This is a genomic window from Priestia sp. SRI_019, from assembly GCF_057586255.1.
Genome location: NZ_JBYCZN010000002.1, coordinates 959,189 through 976,774 on the forward strand (window position 1 = coordinate 959,189; position 17,586 = coordinate 976,774).

The 17,586-nt window shown below is 32.4% G+C and carries 17 protein-coding genes, 1 pseudogene and 1 other annotated feature; of the genes and pseudogenes, 4 read left to right on the plus strand and 14 right to left on the minus strand.

Going from position 1 to position 17,586, the window contains the following annotated elements:
- Positions 1-84: 84 nt before the first annotated feature.
- On the minus strand, positions 85-513 hold the full coding sequence (locus tag AC2YJL_RS15145; RefSeq protein WP_487374795.1) for a VOC family protein: 429 nt from the start codon (positions 511-513) through the stop codon (positions 85-87).
- Positions 514-1,781: 1,268 nt separating this feature from the next.
- Here AC2YJL_RS15145 and AC2YJL_RS15150 point away from each other — a divergent pair.
- Positions 1,782-2,252 (plus strand): DinB family protein, encoded by a 471-nt coding sequence (locus AC2YJL_RS15150; RefSeq protein WP_230932388.1) that lies wholly within the window; start codon positions 1,782-1,784, stop codon positions 2,250-2,252.
- 817 nt (positions 2,253-3,069) lie between these two features.
- Here AC2YJL_RS15150 and AC2YJL_RS15155 read toward each other — a convergent pair.
- The 4 genes from AC2YJL_RS15155 to AC2YJL_RS15170 all read right to left on the minus strand — a co-directional run bounded on the left by AC2YJL_RS15155 (position 3,070) and on the right by AC2YJL_RS15170 (position 7,094).
- On the minus strand, positions 3,070-3,255 hold the full coding sequence (locus tag AC2YJL_RS15155; RefSeq protein ID WP_230932387.1) for a hypothetical protein: 186 nt from the start codon (positions 3,253-3,255) through the stop codon (positions 3,070-3,072).
- An 868-nt stretch (positions 3,256-4,123) separates the two neighbouring features.
- Positions 4,124-4,402, minus strand: coding sequence for a MerR family transcriptional regulator (locus tag AC2YJL_RS15160; protein ID WP_050688991.1), 279 nt, complete (start codon positions 4,400-4,402; stop codon positions 4,124-4,126).
- 944 nt (positions 4,403-5,346) lie between these two features.
- Positions 5,347-6,546, minus strand: coding sequence for an MFS transporter (locus AC2YJL_RS15165; protein WP_230932386.1), 1,200 nt, complete (start codon positions 6,544-6,546; stop codon positions 5,347-5,349).
- Positions 6,547-6,647: 101 nt separating this feature from the next.
- Positions 6,648-7,094, minus strand: a complete 447-nt coding sequence (locus tag AC2YJL_RS15170) for a MarR family transcriptional regulator (RefSeq protein WP_098113792.1) — start codon at positions 7,092-7,094, stop codon at positions 6,648-6,650.
- Positions 7,095-8,626: 1,532 nt separating this feature from the next.
- Here AC2YJL_RS15170 and AC2YJL_RS15175 point away from each other — a divergent pair.
- Positions 8,627-8,794: a gamma-type small acid-soluble spore protein gene (locus AC2YJL_RS15175; RefSeq protein ID WP_053074040.1), complete on the plus strand. Its 168-nt coding sequence runs from the start codon at positions 8,627-8,629 to the stop codon at positions 8,792-8,794.
- A gap of 193 nt (positions 8,795-8,987) precedes the next feature.
- Here the strand turns inward: AC2YJL_RS15175 and AC2YJL_RS15180 are convergent, their stop codons facing one another.
- From AC2YJL_RS15180 to AC2YJL_RS15200, 5 genes and pseudogenes are all read right to left on the minus strand, one after another.
- The gene (locus AC2YJL_RS15180; RefSeq protein ID WP_230932385.1) at positions 8,988-9,374 is read right to left on the minus strand and encodes a hypothetical protein; all 387 of its coding nucleotides are present in this window, start codon (positions 9,372-9,374) and stop codon (positions 8,988-8,990) included.
- Between the two features lie 86 nt (positions 9,375-9,460).
- Entirely contained in the window at positions 9,461-9,637 is a 177-nt protein-coding gene (locus tag AC2YJL_RS15185) for a hypothetical protein (RefSeq protein ID WP_487374796.1), read from the minus strand.
- A gap of 151 nt (positions 9,638-9,788) precedes the next feature.
- Positions 9,789-10,274 (minus strand): YrvL family regulatory protein, encoded by a 486-nt coding sequence (locus AC2YJL_RS15190; RefSeq protein WP_098333349.1) that lies wholly within the window; start codon positions 10,272-10,274, stop codon positions 9,789-9,791.
- Positions 10,275-10,605: 331 nt separating this feature from the next.
- Positions 10,606-10,782: pseudogene (locus AC2YJL_RS15195) on the minus strand (IS3 family transposase); the annotation flags it as partial.
- 350 nt (positions 10,783-11,132) lie between these two features.
- Positions 11,133-11,648: a DinB family protein gene (locus AC2YJL_RS15200; protein ID WP_230932383.1), complete on the minus strand. Its 516-nt coding sequence runs from the start codon at positions 11,646-11,648 to the stop codon at positions 11,133-11,135.
- A gap of 522 nt (positions 11,649-12,170) precedes the next feature.
- Positions 12,171-12,385: a binding site (T-box leader), on the plus strand.
- Between the two features lie 43 nt (positions 12,386-12,428).
- Here AC2YJL_RS15200 and AC2YJL_RS15205 point away from each other — a divergent pair.
- Entirely contained in the window at positions 12,429-13,805 is a 1,377-nt protein-coding gene (locus AC2YJL_RS15205; protein WP_195694764.1) for an amino acid permease, read from the plus strand.
- A gap of 315 nt (positions 13,806-14,120) precedes the next feature.
- On the opposite strand, the gene AC2YJL_RS15210 is transcribed toward AC2YJL_RS15205, so the two are convergent.
- A complete protein-coding gene (locus AC2YJL_RS15210; RefSeq protein WP_195694765.1) occupies positions 14,121-14,564 on the minus strand; it encodes a hypothetical protein in 444 nt (147 codons plus the stop codon).
- Between the two features lie 185 nt (positions 14,565-14,749).
- Between AC2YJL_RS15210 and AC2YJL_RS15215 the strand changes: the two genes are divergently transcribed.
- A complete protein-coding gene (locus tag AC2YJL_RS15215) occupies positions 14,750-15,475 on the plus strand; it encodes a ZIP family metal transporter (protein WP_230932381.1) in 726 nt (241 codons plus the stop codon).
- 192 nt (positions 15,476-15,667) lie between these two features.
- Here AC2YJL_RS15215 and AC2YJL_RS15220 read toward each other — a convergent pair whose 3' ends face one another.
- The 3 genes from AC2YJL_RS15220 to AC2YJL_RS15230 all read right to left on the minus strand — a co-directional run bounded on the left by AC2YJL_RS15220 (position 15,668) and on the right by AC2YJL_RS15230 (position 17,335).
- Entirely contained in the window at positions 15,668-15,991 is a 324-nt protein-coding gene (locus AC2YJL_RS15220) for a hypothetical protein (RefSeq protein ID WP_230932380.1), read from the minus strand.
- A gap of 187 nt (positions 15,992-16,178) precedes the next feature.
- Positions 16,179-16,847 carry a DUF3885 domain-containing protein gene (locus AC2YJL_RS15225; protein ID WP_230932379.1) on the minus strand — a complete coding sequence of 223 codons (669 nt, stop codon included), beginning with the start codon at positions 16,845-16,847 and terminating at the stop codon, positions 16,179-16,181.
- Positions 16,848-17,146: 299 nt separating this feature from the next.
- On the minus strand, positions 17,147-17,335 hold the full coding sequence (locus AC2YJL_RS15230) for a hypothetical protein (protein ID WP_487374797.1): 189 nt from the start codon (positions 17,333-17,335) through the stop codon (positions 17,147-17,149).
- Positions 17,336-17,586: the final 251 nt, after the last annotated feature.

The following is a 17,586-nucleotide window of genomic DNA, read 5'->3' on the forward strand; positions in this document are numbered from 1 at the left end:
TTTACACATTAAAACAAAAATACCATAATTAAGTTAAAATAGGATTACTGAGTAAATACGAGATAGGGGTAGAGTATCGCTTAATTATTTATTACCAAGTTGTTCTGCCAAACCAATTAAAAGTCCTTCTACTCCACGGATGTAGCAGAGCCGATACGAGTCCTCATACTGAACCACTTCGCCAACGAGCTGAGCACCAAGCCTGATGAGTCTGGACACCATCTCGTCAAGGTCTTCAACTGTGAACATAACGCGTAGATAGCCCAGAGCGTTTACAGGAGTATTTCGGTGATCTGATACAATAGATGGGGTGAGAAATCGCGAAAGTTCAATCCGGCTGTGGCCATCTGGAGTAACCAACATCGCAATCTCTACGCGCTGAGAACCCAATCCCGTTACGCAGCCAGCCCATTGACCTTCGACAGTGGTGCGCCCTTCGAGACTCAAGCCAATCTCTTCAAAAAAAGAAATTGCGTCATCAAGGGATTCTACAACAATGCTGACATTGTCCATTCTTAGTAAGTTGTTTTTTCCATGGTTTTATCTCCTTATGTGTGAAATTTTATTATCTGTTCATTTTCATAATGATTCTATTAAAAAGTTACAAACTCCTTTCAAACAAAATATTGTTAAGCTGTCACTAGGTCTTATTTGTTATATGGTTTATATTTTTTGTAGAAAAATGATTCACTAAAACATTTATTTTCAAGTATATCTGTATATGAATCTACAAATCTGGCCAGACTAATAACATATTCCCCCCATTCCAATAAATTTAAAAACCCTTTGCCTTTATCAGCAAAGGATTATTTTTATATTAATTCCTTTTAATGGTTAATAGAAAAGACGCTGTTAAGCATCCATTTAGAGAACGTTGCTAAAATTGTAAATATAAGAAAACACTAATTTTTTGTTTTTTTACATAAATTTTTTCTATACGGATCAAACTACTTAAGACGCCGTGAGGTATCTACCACTAAAATCATATTCGTATTCCCAACAGAACAACCTACTGTACAGGAGCAGTAGGTTGTTCTGTTTTACAGCTGTATATTTTATACTTATTTAGTTAACATAAAATATTTTTCAGGAAAAGATAAAGCAGTCTAATAACACTTAGGCTGCTTTAACATTCGTTCTTTAATTATCTATTAAATCCACTCACTAACTATACATGTTTATGTCTGGATATTAACTCACTCATTAATCTGTTTAAAGCAATGTCTATTATGTCATGTTCTGTATACTCTTGTACAAAAGGTAACTTCCTTGTTTCTTTTTTTATTAACAACTTTCTAATCTCATCACACAAGTGAATTTGAGAATTCTAAAGCCTTATTACTTGTATATCTTTCATTTGTTCAGACATGAAATCAACCCCTTTATGATTTTTAAGGAACCTATTCTGCTTTAAAAAGGAAAAACCCTTTTGCTAATGTGCTATTCACATAAAGGTATCTTTCTCCACCCTATTATGTTAGTGTCAGGGAAGAAACAAATAAAACAAATTATTTGGTCTCTTTGCACCTGATGTTTCCTTATAGTAGAAAGGGATATACCTATTTATGAGCATAATCAAAATTGAAAAACTGCTCGTAAAGCTTTACATATAATCTTAAATTCTATAAAAGAAGAGGATCTTTAACGTGGCCTTCTTCCCTTTATACAGTTTTAGTTAGCATAGTGGGTTTTATAAGAACCATAAGCATTTGAAATAAGGTTAATTGGATATTATTCTTTTTGGTAAAATAATCTAATTTAGTGAAAAGGGGGAAGTAAGAATGAGCACAACGGAAATCATATTATTAAACATAAAAGAGATTAGAAGAAGAAGTATAAAAATATGGGAAGCAATTCCTCAAAGTAAATTGAATTGGAAGCCAGATAAAGAAGCTATGACATGCTTAGAAATGATTCGACATGTCTTAGAATCAGAATACTATTATTATCTAGCTATTAAAAATAAAGGGAGCTTAAAAAAATTTGACTCTCCTTTCGAAAAAAAACCATTAATTTCTGTAAGAAGTGAATTAGAGTTTGCAGAAACATATCATCAGCAATTTTTAGAAATGATAAGTACTTTTTCGAATGCAGATTTAACAGATATTCAAATAGATCGCTCAGATGTCGGCTACGTTCGTTCTTTAGGAGATATGTTAATGCGCATAGGTTATCACGAGTCCGTACACGCTGGACAACTCTTACAATATTTAAGAACAATGGAGGTTGATCGTCCCATAGTATGGGATTAAATCAATTAAACACTGTGTATACCCTATAAAGCAATAATTACTATCGTGTTTTTTCTGTTTGTGATCTTATTGTGATCTTATGCTCTATTGAAGTATAGTACATTGTCAGTATGTATAAATTATAATATCGCCTGAAGAAAGATTAACAAACTAAGTATGATATAATGAAAGGAGCCCCCTGATCGTGAAACGGTTAGAGGGCTTTTCTATTTTAAAGAGAAATATATAGTATTTCCTCCATTTTAAGACGTCTAAACAAGTAGATTTATCTCATAAAAAAAGACCAATACGATTATTGGCCTTTTTTATATTTCGTATAACCACAACACTTTTTATATAGAAACCATTATATCTTTTAGATTTACGTCATTTTTTTAAAAACTATATAATATATATTACGATCAGAAAAAGGCCTTATTTGTCGTTACTAATTTTAAATAGTAAAACTATTGATCTCAACGAGCTACTTTACTATTTACTCAACAGAATCAGTTTAATTAACAAAGACCTATTGATCCACTACTCTAGAGGTTATGGATGTAAGTGTGTTAGTCTAAGGAAAGCCAAATAGAAGACTGTCTTCTGTGATCTTTTTTTAACTGTTAATAACAAATAATTAGATATAAATATATAAGCACAACTGTAATTAAACAGGATTTTGATACCACTAAAGGATTTCAAAAAAAGTTCTTTATAGAACCCCCTTTTTATTTTTAAGATTTAACCTTTAATCTCTACGTAGAAAAATATGTTTTACTTTCGGTTTGTCTTTTTTCCTAAAATGCTTTATGGTCGTGCTGTTTAAACAATTTATTCTCTATCCACTAACCCTTTCTTTTAAATAACCTAGAAATCCATTTTGGACTTTAACTATATGGTCACCTATCCAAATACTATTGACTCTAAAGTAATACCAACTTCGGGATTCACCTAAAAATTCTCTAACGCTATAACCTTCTTTGATTAAATGAGCTTGAATTTCTTCTTTCCAATCACTAAACATCTTCTTCCCTCCTATTTAAGGTTGTTAAGACTGTCCTTTTACTAATCCCCATTTCATTCAAGGAGAAACCAATCATTCCTATTATTCATATATGTTAGTAATATCTATGTCATATAAGTTTTATAGCAATTTCAACTACGCTGCATTGATCACCTTCAAAAGATTTGTAGAGGGTAACATATCTCTTGAAACGTATGGGCAATTACTATAAAAATGAGGTAGTCTATAAATATATAAGGCAGTTAAGAACAGCGAAGGGTAACCTCTAATTCAAGTGAGCTTACTCTTTATATCCATGTGTATAATTTTATTTCATAAAAACAAACTTTGGTGGGTACATCAGAACATGTGTGCATGACGGATAGAGTATAAAACGGGATTTGAAATAGAAATAAGGTCTAATTAATATAAAAAAAATTATTGTAGCTGTTCTTTAAAACATTGATATTAACAGCAGTGACTACATGTAATTGATGCAAATAATTAAGCTGATAAGCTCTAATACTGAGTTTTAAAAATGATAGACGTTGATGTGGTTGGTGATAAGAAATAGTTTGACAACTAAAGGTATATATAATATACATCTTTTGGGGTGAAAAATTACTTCATCGACAGTGATTTTACGATAACAACGTGTAATTCCACAAAAGAGAGCAATGCATACAAGTAAATAAATTCAACTGTACAAATACTATTTTTAATACTCATCCCTATAAATTTTTTCATATTATTGGCCCCTTCCCCATATAAGCTATTCGTTTCAACTTATTTAAATGTAAAAGTATTAATCTTGAGTGAGGTAATAACAATTGCTGCTTAGCTGTGAAGTTATCAAGTGGAATTTGTAGAAAAGTAATAGTGAATTAGTCTACAATCTTTTATTTGCTTTACGAATACCTTTTCCTCTTTTATAAAAATCATCCCGAATTTCTCGAGTGAGCACGCCCTCTTCTATTTTTTCTGCAATATCCATTAGTGTTTCAATGTCAGAAAAGGAATATCTTCGGGTGCCCGAAGGTGTGCGTGCAGGAAAAATAAGCTTTTTGGTTTCATAATAACGGATTTTCCTTTCAGAAAGTCCTGTCATGTCAGTAACAATCTTCATGGTCATTATTTTTTTGTCTCGATATGCGTAACGTTTCTTCAAATCATCTTGCTCCTTTGTCTAGTTTGTTCATTGTAAAACAGAAATATAGTTATTAGTTAACTAATTTGTGTACTTCACTTATTGTTCAGTTGTACATATATCTGAATTATCAAATAATTATGTTTACATTAGCAGTAAAACATACAAATAATCTACAACTTGGTTATAACTCCTGACATATTAAATATTTAATTATGACTTTTTCTCCAATGTTAAACAAAAAATAATACATAAAAATCTTTTTATTCTTACTATATTGCTTAGAGAAAATAGTTCAAAATTCCAGTTGAATATACTTATATATAGTCAAAGAAAAGGCCCTTGCTACATTAACAGCATAAGGGTCTTTTCTTAATTGAATTAAACATTTCCATTCAAACTAATTAACTTTAAAGGATAAATAGGGATAGAAAAAAGCACCCTCATCGTTAATGGCATTGAAGAGTAAGGGTGCTTTTTGGGAATTTAGATTTTCTATACTAAAATATAAGAAATATTAGATCTGTAGTCATTGTAACATATTATTTGAAAGATTGTCATACAAATTTTGTTGTGAGAAGGGAAAACTTGTTATTTGATTACAGAATTGCTCTTTATCAGGCTCATATATATCCATGTGTGAGACAAATGACTTTTACCATTTTACCCCTTCGTATACTATCTTTTTTAGAAGAGTATATATCTATAAGATGCACTTTTTATACATTGCTTTCATTGCCTGGATTAACAGAATAAGTATCGTTTCAAAAATGTATAAAAATCTGCATGTTTCATAACAAGAAACTCCTTGAGAACCCTTGCCTTCCTATTATTCTCTTTTTTGTATGTTCTGGAAAGAGATTTTATGTTACCTAAACGCGTATAAGATATACAGTTATAAATCAGAAAAAATTGCTATCGGTGAAGAAGCAGTTCTTCTGTTCTTGTTTAATGGTTGTTTTTTATTAAATATAACGCTGCTTTTTTGATAAAACGAGAGTAGAGATACCAATCAATCCTACACCCATGATTGCCGGAGTAGTGTGGCTAACTACTGAATACAACTGACCGCCAATAATTGGTCCCATGAACCGGGCTAAAGATTGAATACTTTGAGCTCCCCCTAGTATATGACCTTGATCACTGTCACTAACAGATTTTGAAAGCATACCATTAAATGATGGCCCAAAGACCGAATCACCCAGTCCGAAGAAAACCATCCCAGCAATAAAGACTAAATAAAAAGCTGTAAGGGCTGAAATCGCAATAAGGATAAAGCCAATAATTTGACTTATCATGCCTAAAAGAGCAATTTTTTTATCCGTCAAAAATTCGAGTAGCCGTGGCATAATGATTGCTTGAGAAAAGATATCCAGTACACCTATTACAGAAAATGTCAGACCAATAAATATAGGCTGCCATGCAAATGTATCTATTGAAAACTGAGAGAAGATAGCTTGTAATGATCCGTTAGGAATCCAAATTAGGAACCCAGCAATTAGCAGCCATTTAACAGATTTAAAGGAAAAAACCTTTGATAATTGTATAAATGGATTAAGGTGTCTAACAGATATACTGGAAGAGCGTCTGGACTTCTCAAGACTCTCAGACATGAAAAAATAGCCATATATGGCATTAAGCAATGTGATAACCGTACCAGCATACATAGGAACACCGTTTCCGAAAGTTGCAAGTGCACCACCAATGATAGGGCCCAGAGCAGTGCCAATCCCAACAACAGCACTAATCCAACCAAAGTATTTAGTGCGTTCATTTGAATGGGTGATATCTGCAAAGTAAGCAAAAATCGCTGAAATTTCGCCACCTGTCAAACCTTCTATGATACGACCAAGGAAGAGAATCCAAAGTGCACCTCCAAGTCCAAAGATAAAATAACCAAGAGCAGAACCAATAAGACTAATAATTAATACTGGACGACGACCATATCTATCGCTTAACGCACCTAAGACTGGTGCAGCCAAAAAGACAGAAAGAGCGTATATAGACGTAAGTAATGTTACTGCAGTAGCCTGACTATTGGGACTACTAGTATAAGTCTTTACTAAAAAAGGTAAAACAGGGCTAACTATAGTCAATCCAAGACCAGTTAAGAAGACAGTGATAAACCCAAACGTTAGGGCATGTTTATTTATTGAAGTATCCATGATAGTTCTCCTTCGGATTTATTGTTTCTAAGGAAACAAATATAAGTTTACTTCTTTATTGTTTCCTCGTCAACAATAAATCATCGTAAAAAAAACACCACTTACTCAGTGATATTTTTCAGATGATGTCTATATCGACCAATGAAACGAAAAATAGTGTCAAATTCCTCATCGGTCATGTACTTAAATACTTCTTTATCACGTTCAAGAAAAGATTGGTGTAATTCTTGATGGACATCATTTATTTTTTGTCCATTGGTTGTTAGGCGAAAATATATTTCCTTTTTATTTTCAACACTTTGATAACTCTCAATCATATTTTTAGCTATCAGCTTCTTAGTAAGCTTACTTATAGCACCTCGAGTCATGTAGCTTGCAGCTGCAAGCTTTGTTACATTTGCATTTGGGATCAGAGCAATATTTTCGATTAATTCTATTTCACTCAACTTATAGTCCTTTAAAGCCAATTCTACTTCCGGTTTATTACGCCAGATTATTTCATTACACAAATCCATAAGTTCACTCATTAACTGCTGTCTTTTATCCATAATGACTCCTCCCTAATTTGTATACAGTATAACGAGTTTTGGTTTCTTTCACAACAAAACGAAATAAAGCATTATAATGTTTATTAAGAATATGTAATAAACGTTATTTTAATGAGAAGCAACTTAAACTCTTTTATGAAAATTGACGGTTTTATCGTCATCTCCTGTGCGTTCAAACCATCCTCTGAAGGCCCAGTTATCATATCCCCCATCCCCTTCATTAACAAATGTTCCACCTTCAAACACCCACACTCCAAATGTCCCACCATCATAATTTACCTTATCAAAGTACTGAATGCCTTATAGTTTCTCATCGTAACCTTGACTCAAGTTCATTACAATTACGTTATATTGCTCACCTGCTTTATAGAAAGCTTTTTCTCTTGCTCCTTTGACAAAACCGCTTCGATTGTCAGCCGTTTTAGCTGCATCTGCGGAACCAGCAGAACCTCCTAAATTCGGTAGAGCTAATGGCGTCTAACATAGCCAAAACTACAGTTGAAGCTATAACAGCTTGTTTCGCTCTTCTCATTTGATCTCCTCCTATTTTAGTTGATTCTTAAAATGCCTACCCTTTTTTACATATTAAAACAAAAATAACATAGTTAAGTAAGTTTGTGATAACCGAGAAAAAAGAGATGAGGGTGTTAAAAAAGCTGTCTCTACTCTCGAGTAGAGACAACTCAAGAAACAATTAGCTATTCAGCAGGAGTTTGTCGTGTCTTATGAGCAGATACTTTTATCACATACCTAATAAGGAAATGCTACCCATTATCTAATTTAATCTTTCACTTTTTCGACATAATAAGTTCACTCATATATTGAAAACCATATAACAGGAGTTGTCTGACAGTCAAAATGGTTACATACTGAAACGGATTAATTCTCTTCAGCGTAAAGATGTTTGTCTTTTTTAATTTGGGTACAACTACGAATGTGAATGTAGTATGTATCATAAAATTTACAGCTATATACAGAGGAAACTTGCGGTATGTGGATTTAAGCACCCATATAGATACGGTAAAAAAGGGCCCCCATGTCCACACATCTTCACCAGGAATTTTCGGATGTATACTGCGTTTAAAAGACCAAAAATTCTTCCTCTTAGCATAACAATTAAGGTATTTAGTCACCATGCAGATAGCAATGGATGCTGGAAGAAAACGTTTAAAATCTTTGCTCTTCATAAATGAAAAGCTGGACCAACAAGTGATAACTAACAGTATTAAAAATAGCCTATTCTTTTTCATGATTCTATACACCTCTCTATTTTAAGGTGTACATCTATTCTAAAATTACACAAAGAATTCTTGTACATGTTACCTGATAGAACGACCTGCTGAGAGTGACAGCAGGTTGTTCTATTTTTAGCTTTAAAACTTAATGTTGATTACTATAGCTTTTAAATACGTTCTGATTCCTGATAGCGATGTGCCCAATATCTTCTGAAATTTTCAAGTTTTTCTTACCAGGTAATTCTAAGGATACTGGCTCTTCACTTGGATATATTAATTCTTGTGGAGGTGATAGTAATGGAAAACAAATACTCTAACAAGACTGCTTCAGGAACAGACGTACAACATGTGAAGCAAAAAAATGCTCAAGCATCTTCTGGTAAATACGGTACAGAATTTGCAAGCGAGACTGACGTACAACACGTGAAGCGTCAAAACGCTCAAGCAAACAAAAAACAAAAATAATTTTTAAAAGGGTTCTTTCATAATCGTTGAAAGAACCCTTTCTTATGCTTAATCTCCCATTAGCTTGTATCAAAGTTTATTCTACAGATATATCTTAAAAACTTAGTTAACATAATGTTTCTTTATCGGTAGCAACATAATAAAAAGCCCTTTTTAAGGGGTTTTATAGCTATCTACTTATTTTTTATTTTTATTATTTATTCGACTCTCGCCAATCCCAATATGAACTATATAATTCATCATGTAAAAAATCTTCTTCGTCCTCCTCTTCCTGCTTTTCCACCAACTTTAAGCCAAACCATATGTCATCATCATTTTCCAATACAGGATCACTTACTCCATCAAGTAAACAAAAAGCACTATGAAAGGCGCCCATTATGTTATCTCTTACGATTTTTTCAATTGCACTAATACTTTCATCTGTGAATTCCTGGGCCTCTAAAGAATTTATTTCATCTTTAGTTAAATTGAATTCTTCCCACGGTAATTCCTTAGGAGGTTGTTTTAATTGTTCCCCTATTTCTGAATATTCTTTGATAATATTATGTATTTCTCTTAAAAATAATTGCTTAGAATCCATCTTCTATTCTCCTATATGTACGTTATATGTTAGGGGTTTTTATGACATTAATTTATAGTACCATAAAAATATTAACGTTCATTTTCTTACATTGTTCGATAAGGCATAAATGTTCCGCCCAAAAAATAACCCCATACTACGAAAAGGACAGCAAATAAAATGAACAAGAACCAACCTCTGGCATAAGTGTTTAATTCTTGTTTGCTTTGTGTCTTTTCTCTGTATTTTCGTTGGATATCATGATGTTTCGATATATTTTTCATTACCATCCCTCCCTTGAATATTGACCAAACAATTGGAACCAGTGTTATGAAATATAAAGCATAATGTACATTACTTTTTTTCCTTATAACTATATTTATGAAAAGTGGTCTTTTAGGTTGAAGCAATCTTTGCACCAGAACCCCAAAGACTTCAAGGAATCAGTGAGCTCTTATTACGTTCTCCTTTGCTATTCATATCCATTATCACTTCTAACAAAAAGAGTAGAAAGACAGCTATAAGCTCAGTTATAGAGGGAATAGTAATGCTTCTAATTAATTCATCAGCAGTATGTATAGAAAACCAAGAAAAGCTACAGTCAATAACCAGTCTCACAAGGAATTTTCTTTTAGAGTTTTTAATTTGTTGGGAAAATGTATTAATGAGAAATATTGATAATAAATCAACTATAAACCCAATAATAAAAAACATTAATAGGAATATTAATAGAGATAGAAATGAATCGTATTGCACCCCAAATATTTCAAATAAACCAATAAATCCAAACACAAATGCTCCTAACATTAATAAAATAGCAATAATAACAATTAAAGTTATAAAAATAACAGTAAATGCTTTAACAAAAAAATTAGATATATTGTGAGAGGGGCCAGTTTTCTTTGCTTTCAAGGTAAACATTCACATCCCTTGCTGCTAATTTTTCTTCACTATATTTATTTTACTAAATATTACCTTAATTATCCAAGGGGAAAATGTAGATCAAATTATAATAAATACATAGTGAAATTTTATAAATTCAGGGGTATACAAATATAATTGATTTACCTAGATATTAATCGAAATAGAGAAGGATCAAGAAGCTATTTGTCCTCATTTTATATAAAGGATAAAACTAATAAATTTAATAAGATACTGTATCATTTACTTAACATAGACACTCTTTCCGGAACACACGCAAAAAGAGAACCCTTGGAAATGGACCGAACCCAAAAAGTTAGACGATTTATATTTAAACAACGTAATTGGCATAAGTACAGTATTCGACTGGACCCATGCCTTTTAATTTTTCCTTAATTCGAGTGTTATTATAGTAGTGTATATATTCTTTTAGCTCTCTCTCAAAATGGTCCATATCTTTAAATTGTTGAAGGTATAAAAGCTCTGGCTTCAGTTTGAAAAATAAATTGATAACAAGAAAATGAAGGTTCTACAACGCCGAAATTTGCGTTGAATCAGGAATTATATAAAAAAATTATATGAAAAACAAAAGTTAATTTTGTCAGCGAGCAGTTCTCTGCATTTCAAAGTCTTTGATTAACTAGGTTTTTATTTATAAATGAGTGTGACGAGAAAGCACCTTTCTATTTGTACGGGAGCTGCTTTTTCGTTTCTTATAAAAATATAAAAATGGAGGCACGAAAAAAAGGCCCAATTTCTCTAGTTTAATACTTAGGAATTGGGCCTTTTAATATTAGAATTCCCTTAACGTTGTAAATCCGCATTTCCTGACGCTACCCTTTTTAGATAGAGGAGAAACTACTCTTCTATATCCCTTTCATATAAATATAACATATAATCAGTCATAACACCGGGATGGCCCAGTTGCCTTAGCATAGCTGTAATATTGCCACGATGATATGTTCCATGATTGACAACATGTTGTACTACATCAGATAAACGGGTTTCGAGTCGTCCAGCAAATGAAGTTTCAAGCACAAAGGCGGTTTCTATATCTTCTTGACGATTGAGAAACGCTTTGTACCGGCCAGATAAATCGAAAAACATTGTTTCTACTTCCTCGATTCTTTTCGTTTCAATCTGTTCGCTCAATTGATTAGCCGACGCAGATGCTTCATCAAACTTTTTACCAGAAATACAATCTAACCATATGTTGTCAGAAACATAAATGTGCGCCATCAACTTTGATATAGAAGGAAAAACGCTCTGAATTTCCTTTTCGTAAATGTCCTCAGAAAGTTCTTTTAATCGGTCGAAAATTTTTTGGTTTGCCCATACATGGTAGTCGTACAATTTTAATGAGTGATGTGACATTTGAAACTCCTCCTATTTCCCAATTCATTATCGACATTACACAAGGTATCAGTAGTCAACTTAACTATACTTCTATAAAAATATCCTCCAGACCTTTTGTTTAAAGAAATTTTTTGTTCACTTAATATGAATTATAAGAAGTAACAAAGCTTTAAAATTCCTATTGTTAAAGGTTTGGTATATGTGTAATTCAAATGTTGTAAAAGAAAAGAATAACTCTTGCATTGTTCTATTCTTTAGGATAAAATACGATACTGAGATATTTTCTCACCATTTTTATTCTGATTTGAAAACCTACTGTACTCTTGTTTGCACAGTAGGTTTTCTATTATAGAAAAGCCTACAATTCAATCACAGTACAAACGAATAGAAAAGGAATGATTAACTACTAAATAGTGGTAATTATTATTTTTATGTAAAATCTAATAACTCTTCTTATAGCTGTAAATAGATAAAAACATATTGACATTTAATTTCAAACTAACTAAGATGATATACATTACATACACTTTAATTTAATAAACAAAAGCTAAGATAGGATCTTAAGTAATCCTAATCTCCCTGTTATAGCGAGCTGATAATTGGTGGAAGTCAGTACAAAGATTAGAGATGAAATTCACTCCTAGAGCTTCCTCTTCTAATGGTGTTTTAGAGAGGACGGATAAAACCGTTATGCTAATTAAGAGGTAAGATGTTTTTACAATATAGGGTGGTACCGCGAAATTTTCGTCCCTGCTGAATAATTCAGCAGGGACTTTTTTATGTTAAAAGGAGGGCATCATGAAAGAAAATACCGTATCAAAGAATACGTTAAAAAAACAGTTATTACCGCGACACATTCGAATGATTGCTATTGGAGGAATGATTGGAACAGGAATTTTCAAAGGAAGTGCTGATACAATTGGATTAGCAGGACCTTCGGTTATCTTTTCGTATCTATTTGCTGGACTATTGCTTCTCATTGTAATGGGAGCTTTGGCTGAAATGGCTATTGTATACCCATCTCACAATATGAAAGATCTAATTCAAAAAGCTTTTGGAAGACGTTTTTCTTTTGTAACGGGAACTACTTATTGCTTTATGTGGCTTACTGTGTGCGTTATTGAAGTCATCGCTGCAGGTAGTTTTCTGCAATATTGGTTTTCTTCTATCCCTTTATGGATTCTCTGTCTCATTTGTTCAATTGTACTTATTTTAATTAATGCTACAAGCGTAAAGTCTTTTGGAGAAATTGAGTTTTGGTTTGCTGGTATTAAAATCTTTGTTATTATTGCTTTTATTTTATTAGGTATAGCGATACTATTTGGAATTATGCCAAGTAATAATTCATCTTCTCATTACCTTCACAATTATAGTGATTTTGTGCCAAATGGCTGGAAAGCCGTTTTTTCTACATTACTTGTAGTCATTTTCTCGTATGGAGGATCAGAACTCATTGGTTTAACTATTACGGAAACAAAAGATGCTGAAAAGGTATTGCCAGGGGTAGTTAAAGGCGTTATGTGGAGAGTAGTTCTGTTTTATACCTTGCCTATTTTTATTATCTGCGGCTTGATACCATGGGATAAAATTGATGCAAATGCTAGCCCTTTTGTCCAAGTATTTGAAACAGCCGGGCTTCAAGGGGCTTCTCATGTTATGAACTTTATTTTATTAACAGCTGTCCTTTCAGCAGCCAATTCAGGTATTTATGGCTGTACAAGGATGCTTCATTCTTTATCTCAGTCGGGAGATGCTCCTAAAAGTTTGTCCTATGTAAATAAACAAGGCGTACCTGTTTACAGCTTAGCTTTCAGTGTCTTATTTTTATTATTGGGAACGTACCTCGTATACTTATATCCTGAAAAAGCTTTTTCTTATTTATTAGCTATTCCTGGATTTACAGTTTCTCTTATATGGATTAGTATTTGCTTAGCTCAGCTAAAGCTACGTCCTCAATATAAAGAAAAACCATATTTTAAACTTTGGGGCTTCCCTTATTTAACGCTTTTTGCCGCATGTACATTAATTATTAGCTTCATAGTCTTTCTCATAGACAGTGCGAATAAGTTGAGCTCTATAGTTTGTGTAGCATTCGTTCTCGTAATGGTAATTCTTTCATTTTTCAAAAGGAACACCAAACCTACTTCTCTTGAAGTACCGAATGATACCAATTAGATTTTACATTCTTCAAAAACTTAAATCAAAAAAGCTACTTTTTAAAGTAGCTTTTTTGATTTATAGAATCACTTGCTTCATCTGACAGCATTTTTAGTGATTTAACTCACGATTTGTTTTTGGGATTTTTGTTCTTCATTCCAAGCATCTGAGGTTTCAAGGCCTGGTAAGTGTAAGATACTCTTTGCACCTCCTTATAGTTGTTTTCGCTGTGAGTGTAGTTTATCCCTTTAGCGTAATATGCCATATTCGTTTTGAGCACTTCTTTCATTTTCTGCATAGCTTGTAGATTACAATAAGCAACATCGATTCCCATTAAGTGCCCAAAATGGTGATGTACGATTGTGTTTGACATACCTTTGTTATCCACACTGTAAATTCGTTAATCATGTTAATTAACTCACGAATGTACTTGTTTTTGTGATGATCAAACTGTTTGTACGTTCCCTCTACTTTGCTAAAATCAATCCATTTCTTTAGTTTAATCATAGGCGGATTAGTGCTCAAAAAATACGCGAGTTCTTGCAGCTGATTACTGATCCTCAGCCATGTTTCTGCTTTGATTTCTGTCACTTGGGTAGGTTGATACTGTGGCACATACTTGCAAATCGTGGTGTAGAAATAAGCAAAAGCTTCATCAGCAAAATAGACCGATTCTTTATTCCAATACTTTGCATTGTACTCCCCTGGTTTCACTTCTATATAATAAGCATTTTCGACCTTGTTCACATTTGTTATCATTTCAAAAGGAGATTCCATAGCAACACCTCTTTTTTAGATAACGTTAGTATGTCCTTTTTTATTAGTGATTTACCTAAAAATCACTCCCAAGTTAATATCATGTACTTTTATTTTTTAAATCATTTATAAAACATAGGTATGATTGCCTTTCCTTTGAATAGGTTAGTTGTAAAAAAACATATAGCCGAAAGGAAGTAGCAATTATGCATATAGAAATAAATATCTTATTTACTTTAGGTTCTTTACTGGGTTTATTAGTAGGAGGAGGACTTCTCAAATTAGTAAACCATTTGGCAAGGGGGAGAATCCAATTTATGTATGCTATATGCGGTGGAATCTTATTGGGCTTATTGTTCTTTGATATCCTTCCGTCTACTTGGCATCTATATGATTTAAGAGGCGTTTTATTAGGAATTGTAGTCGGATATATCATCATGCTATGCATTGACCTCTTTTTGCATAAACAAAACAGCGAAATTTCACCCTTACAGGCACTTATCTTATTAACGGTTGCTATCTTTTTTCATAATGTCATCACAGGTATTACATTTGGAATAACAGATATGCACCAATCAGCTTCTGTATTCGCAGCTACCCTTTTACATCAGGTCCCAGAGGGGATGGCAATTATGACAGTCCTCTCTATAGCAAAAATACCTAACATCTTCTTTTTACTAATTGTAGCCATTCTGTCGCTGTCTTTAGGAGGCAGTTTATTCATTGGTGAAAGTGTACAAGTTTCCTCACTTAAACTACAAGCTTTATCGACTGGCGCAGCAATCGGTACACTGTCTTTTGTTATCTTTCATGAAATAATTGGAAATACCATCAAGCACTTCAGGAAATTGCATGTATGGCTATTAATTTCGCTAGGATTCGTAATTATTTATGTTTATCAATATTCCCTTTCATTATTTCATGGCCATTAGAATGATTAAGTATAAGTGGCAAAAAGACAACTGCAAGTGTATGCAGCTATACCTCACTCTGATCATTTATAAAAGAAGAACATTTCATAGAATGTTCTTCTTTTACATTACTTCCTAGAGTCATGATTATGGTAACTAGAAATAACTGTTTAGAATCCATATTTCATTCTCTTATATGTAAGCATCTGTATGTTACCACTCTTCTGTGATATCCTCTTCAGTCTCTAAGGCAGCTGCATTTGCGGCTTTAATGATAAACTCGCAAAGTTCTTCTCTTTCTAACGTTTCGTTGAAATAGTCAAATTGTTCATTTAACTCATTTAATCCTATAACTATCTCTTGTACATATTCTAAAATATCTTGTTCTGACATTTTATCTACAGAACCTTCAAGTCTATTCATATAAGCATCAAGGATTTCATCAGTGGCTTTAATATTCTCTGCAGTGAAAATCTCATCATCTTCCATTCTTTGTTGCCAAGCTGCTGTCGGTTTATTATTTTTTAGGTCTTGCATTATTGTAATATCTCCTTAGGGTCATATTTCCATTTAGCTATAAGCCTAATGCTAATCTGATTATATATCAAAATTAACCTAGAAGATTGTAGATACCCTTTTTATTTTTAGTTACTGTGAGACAGGTGATTATGGATATAAAAAATGTGCTAATTAAATGTGCTAATTAGTGGATGAATCCTACTTTTCACTTAAATAAAAGGTCAATTTCTCCTCGATCATAATCCAAAATCCAATTATTATATTCTTCATAAAGAAAGCGTATAGATTCTTTACTTGAGGCTAAGACATCACATCCGCGATCATCATACAAATGAAAAATCATTTTTTTAGAGAGATTAATAAAGTAAATATCATAACTACTTTGGGAATTACTCTTCAGAATAGTAGATGGATGAGCAAAGTCTTCATAATTAATAGCCTTTAAAAGCTGCGCATATCTTAATTCTGTTTTCTTACAAGAAAGTCCAAAGCGATGGGTCAAAGATTGATCATCGTCTTCATCTTCATCCTGAAATATACTCGGCAAACAGTGATGGTTTAATTGATATAGCCGCTGTTTATCTTTTATGTATTTTAAATAAACGTTTAAAGGTCTTTTTTGAAGGAAACGATCTTTGTTCGTAGTATGCACATCCGTAACAAAAAGAATCTCATCTCCCTCTCCAAATACCCTTTGAAATAATGTGATTGATCGATGAAAAGCTTGATTCAAACAATCTTTTTCGTGAGATGAAATTAATGGATCTGATATTTCAAAGCGAATGCTATATTTCCACGAATAAAACAGAGCTGCACTTAAAGTTAATCCTTCAAAGTATTTTTCTAAAAATGAAGGCAGAGTGTTAGTGCTCATGTATTTTTCTCCATATTTTTTAGTTTTTATAGTTTATAAGTAACTTTTTTTACTTAAACATTAAGTAATTGTTTTAATTCTTTTTTTAAAAGCTTTTATAGTGCCAATTAATATGGTCAAGTTCTAACTCTATTTCAATTAATTGTTCTATAACTTTCTCTTTATCTAGTGAAGAGCTAAGAAGAGCTTTAATTAACCGCTCAATTTTATTACTACTCTGAGAAATGTCATTTAAATTTAAATCAGTCTATTTATTAAAATAAAAAGCACCTCAATTAATAGATGCCTAGTTTTTATTATTATTTTTCTTCTGTAATCATAAACTGTACCACATTATTTAAATTGATGTGCACTAACTCTTTTTCATTCAAAATGAATCTTTTATATTTTGTTATATGACTAATGACTTCTTTCTTTGATGCGGCTTCGAATTTTAATTCCTTTGTCCTGCCATTTATAAATTCGAAAATAACTTTAAATTTAAGCATAGGTGTATCTCCTCATTATCTACTTATTGTTCTTGTTTCATCAATTCTTCTTCAAAAAAATACTTGGATATTTAGTAACCGTATAAGAGTATCTTTTCATGTTTTTTACATAATGACTTTTTAAGATTGTTACTAATTCATTCGATACTCTTATAGTTACTGTTTTTCCATTACTAAATATTTTCACGTTATATCCTTCATCTTCTCTCCTACGTTCTGTTCTTGCCTTTTTAGTAGCGAACAGAGCCAAG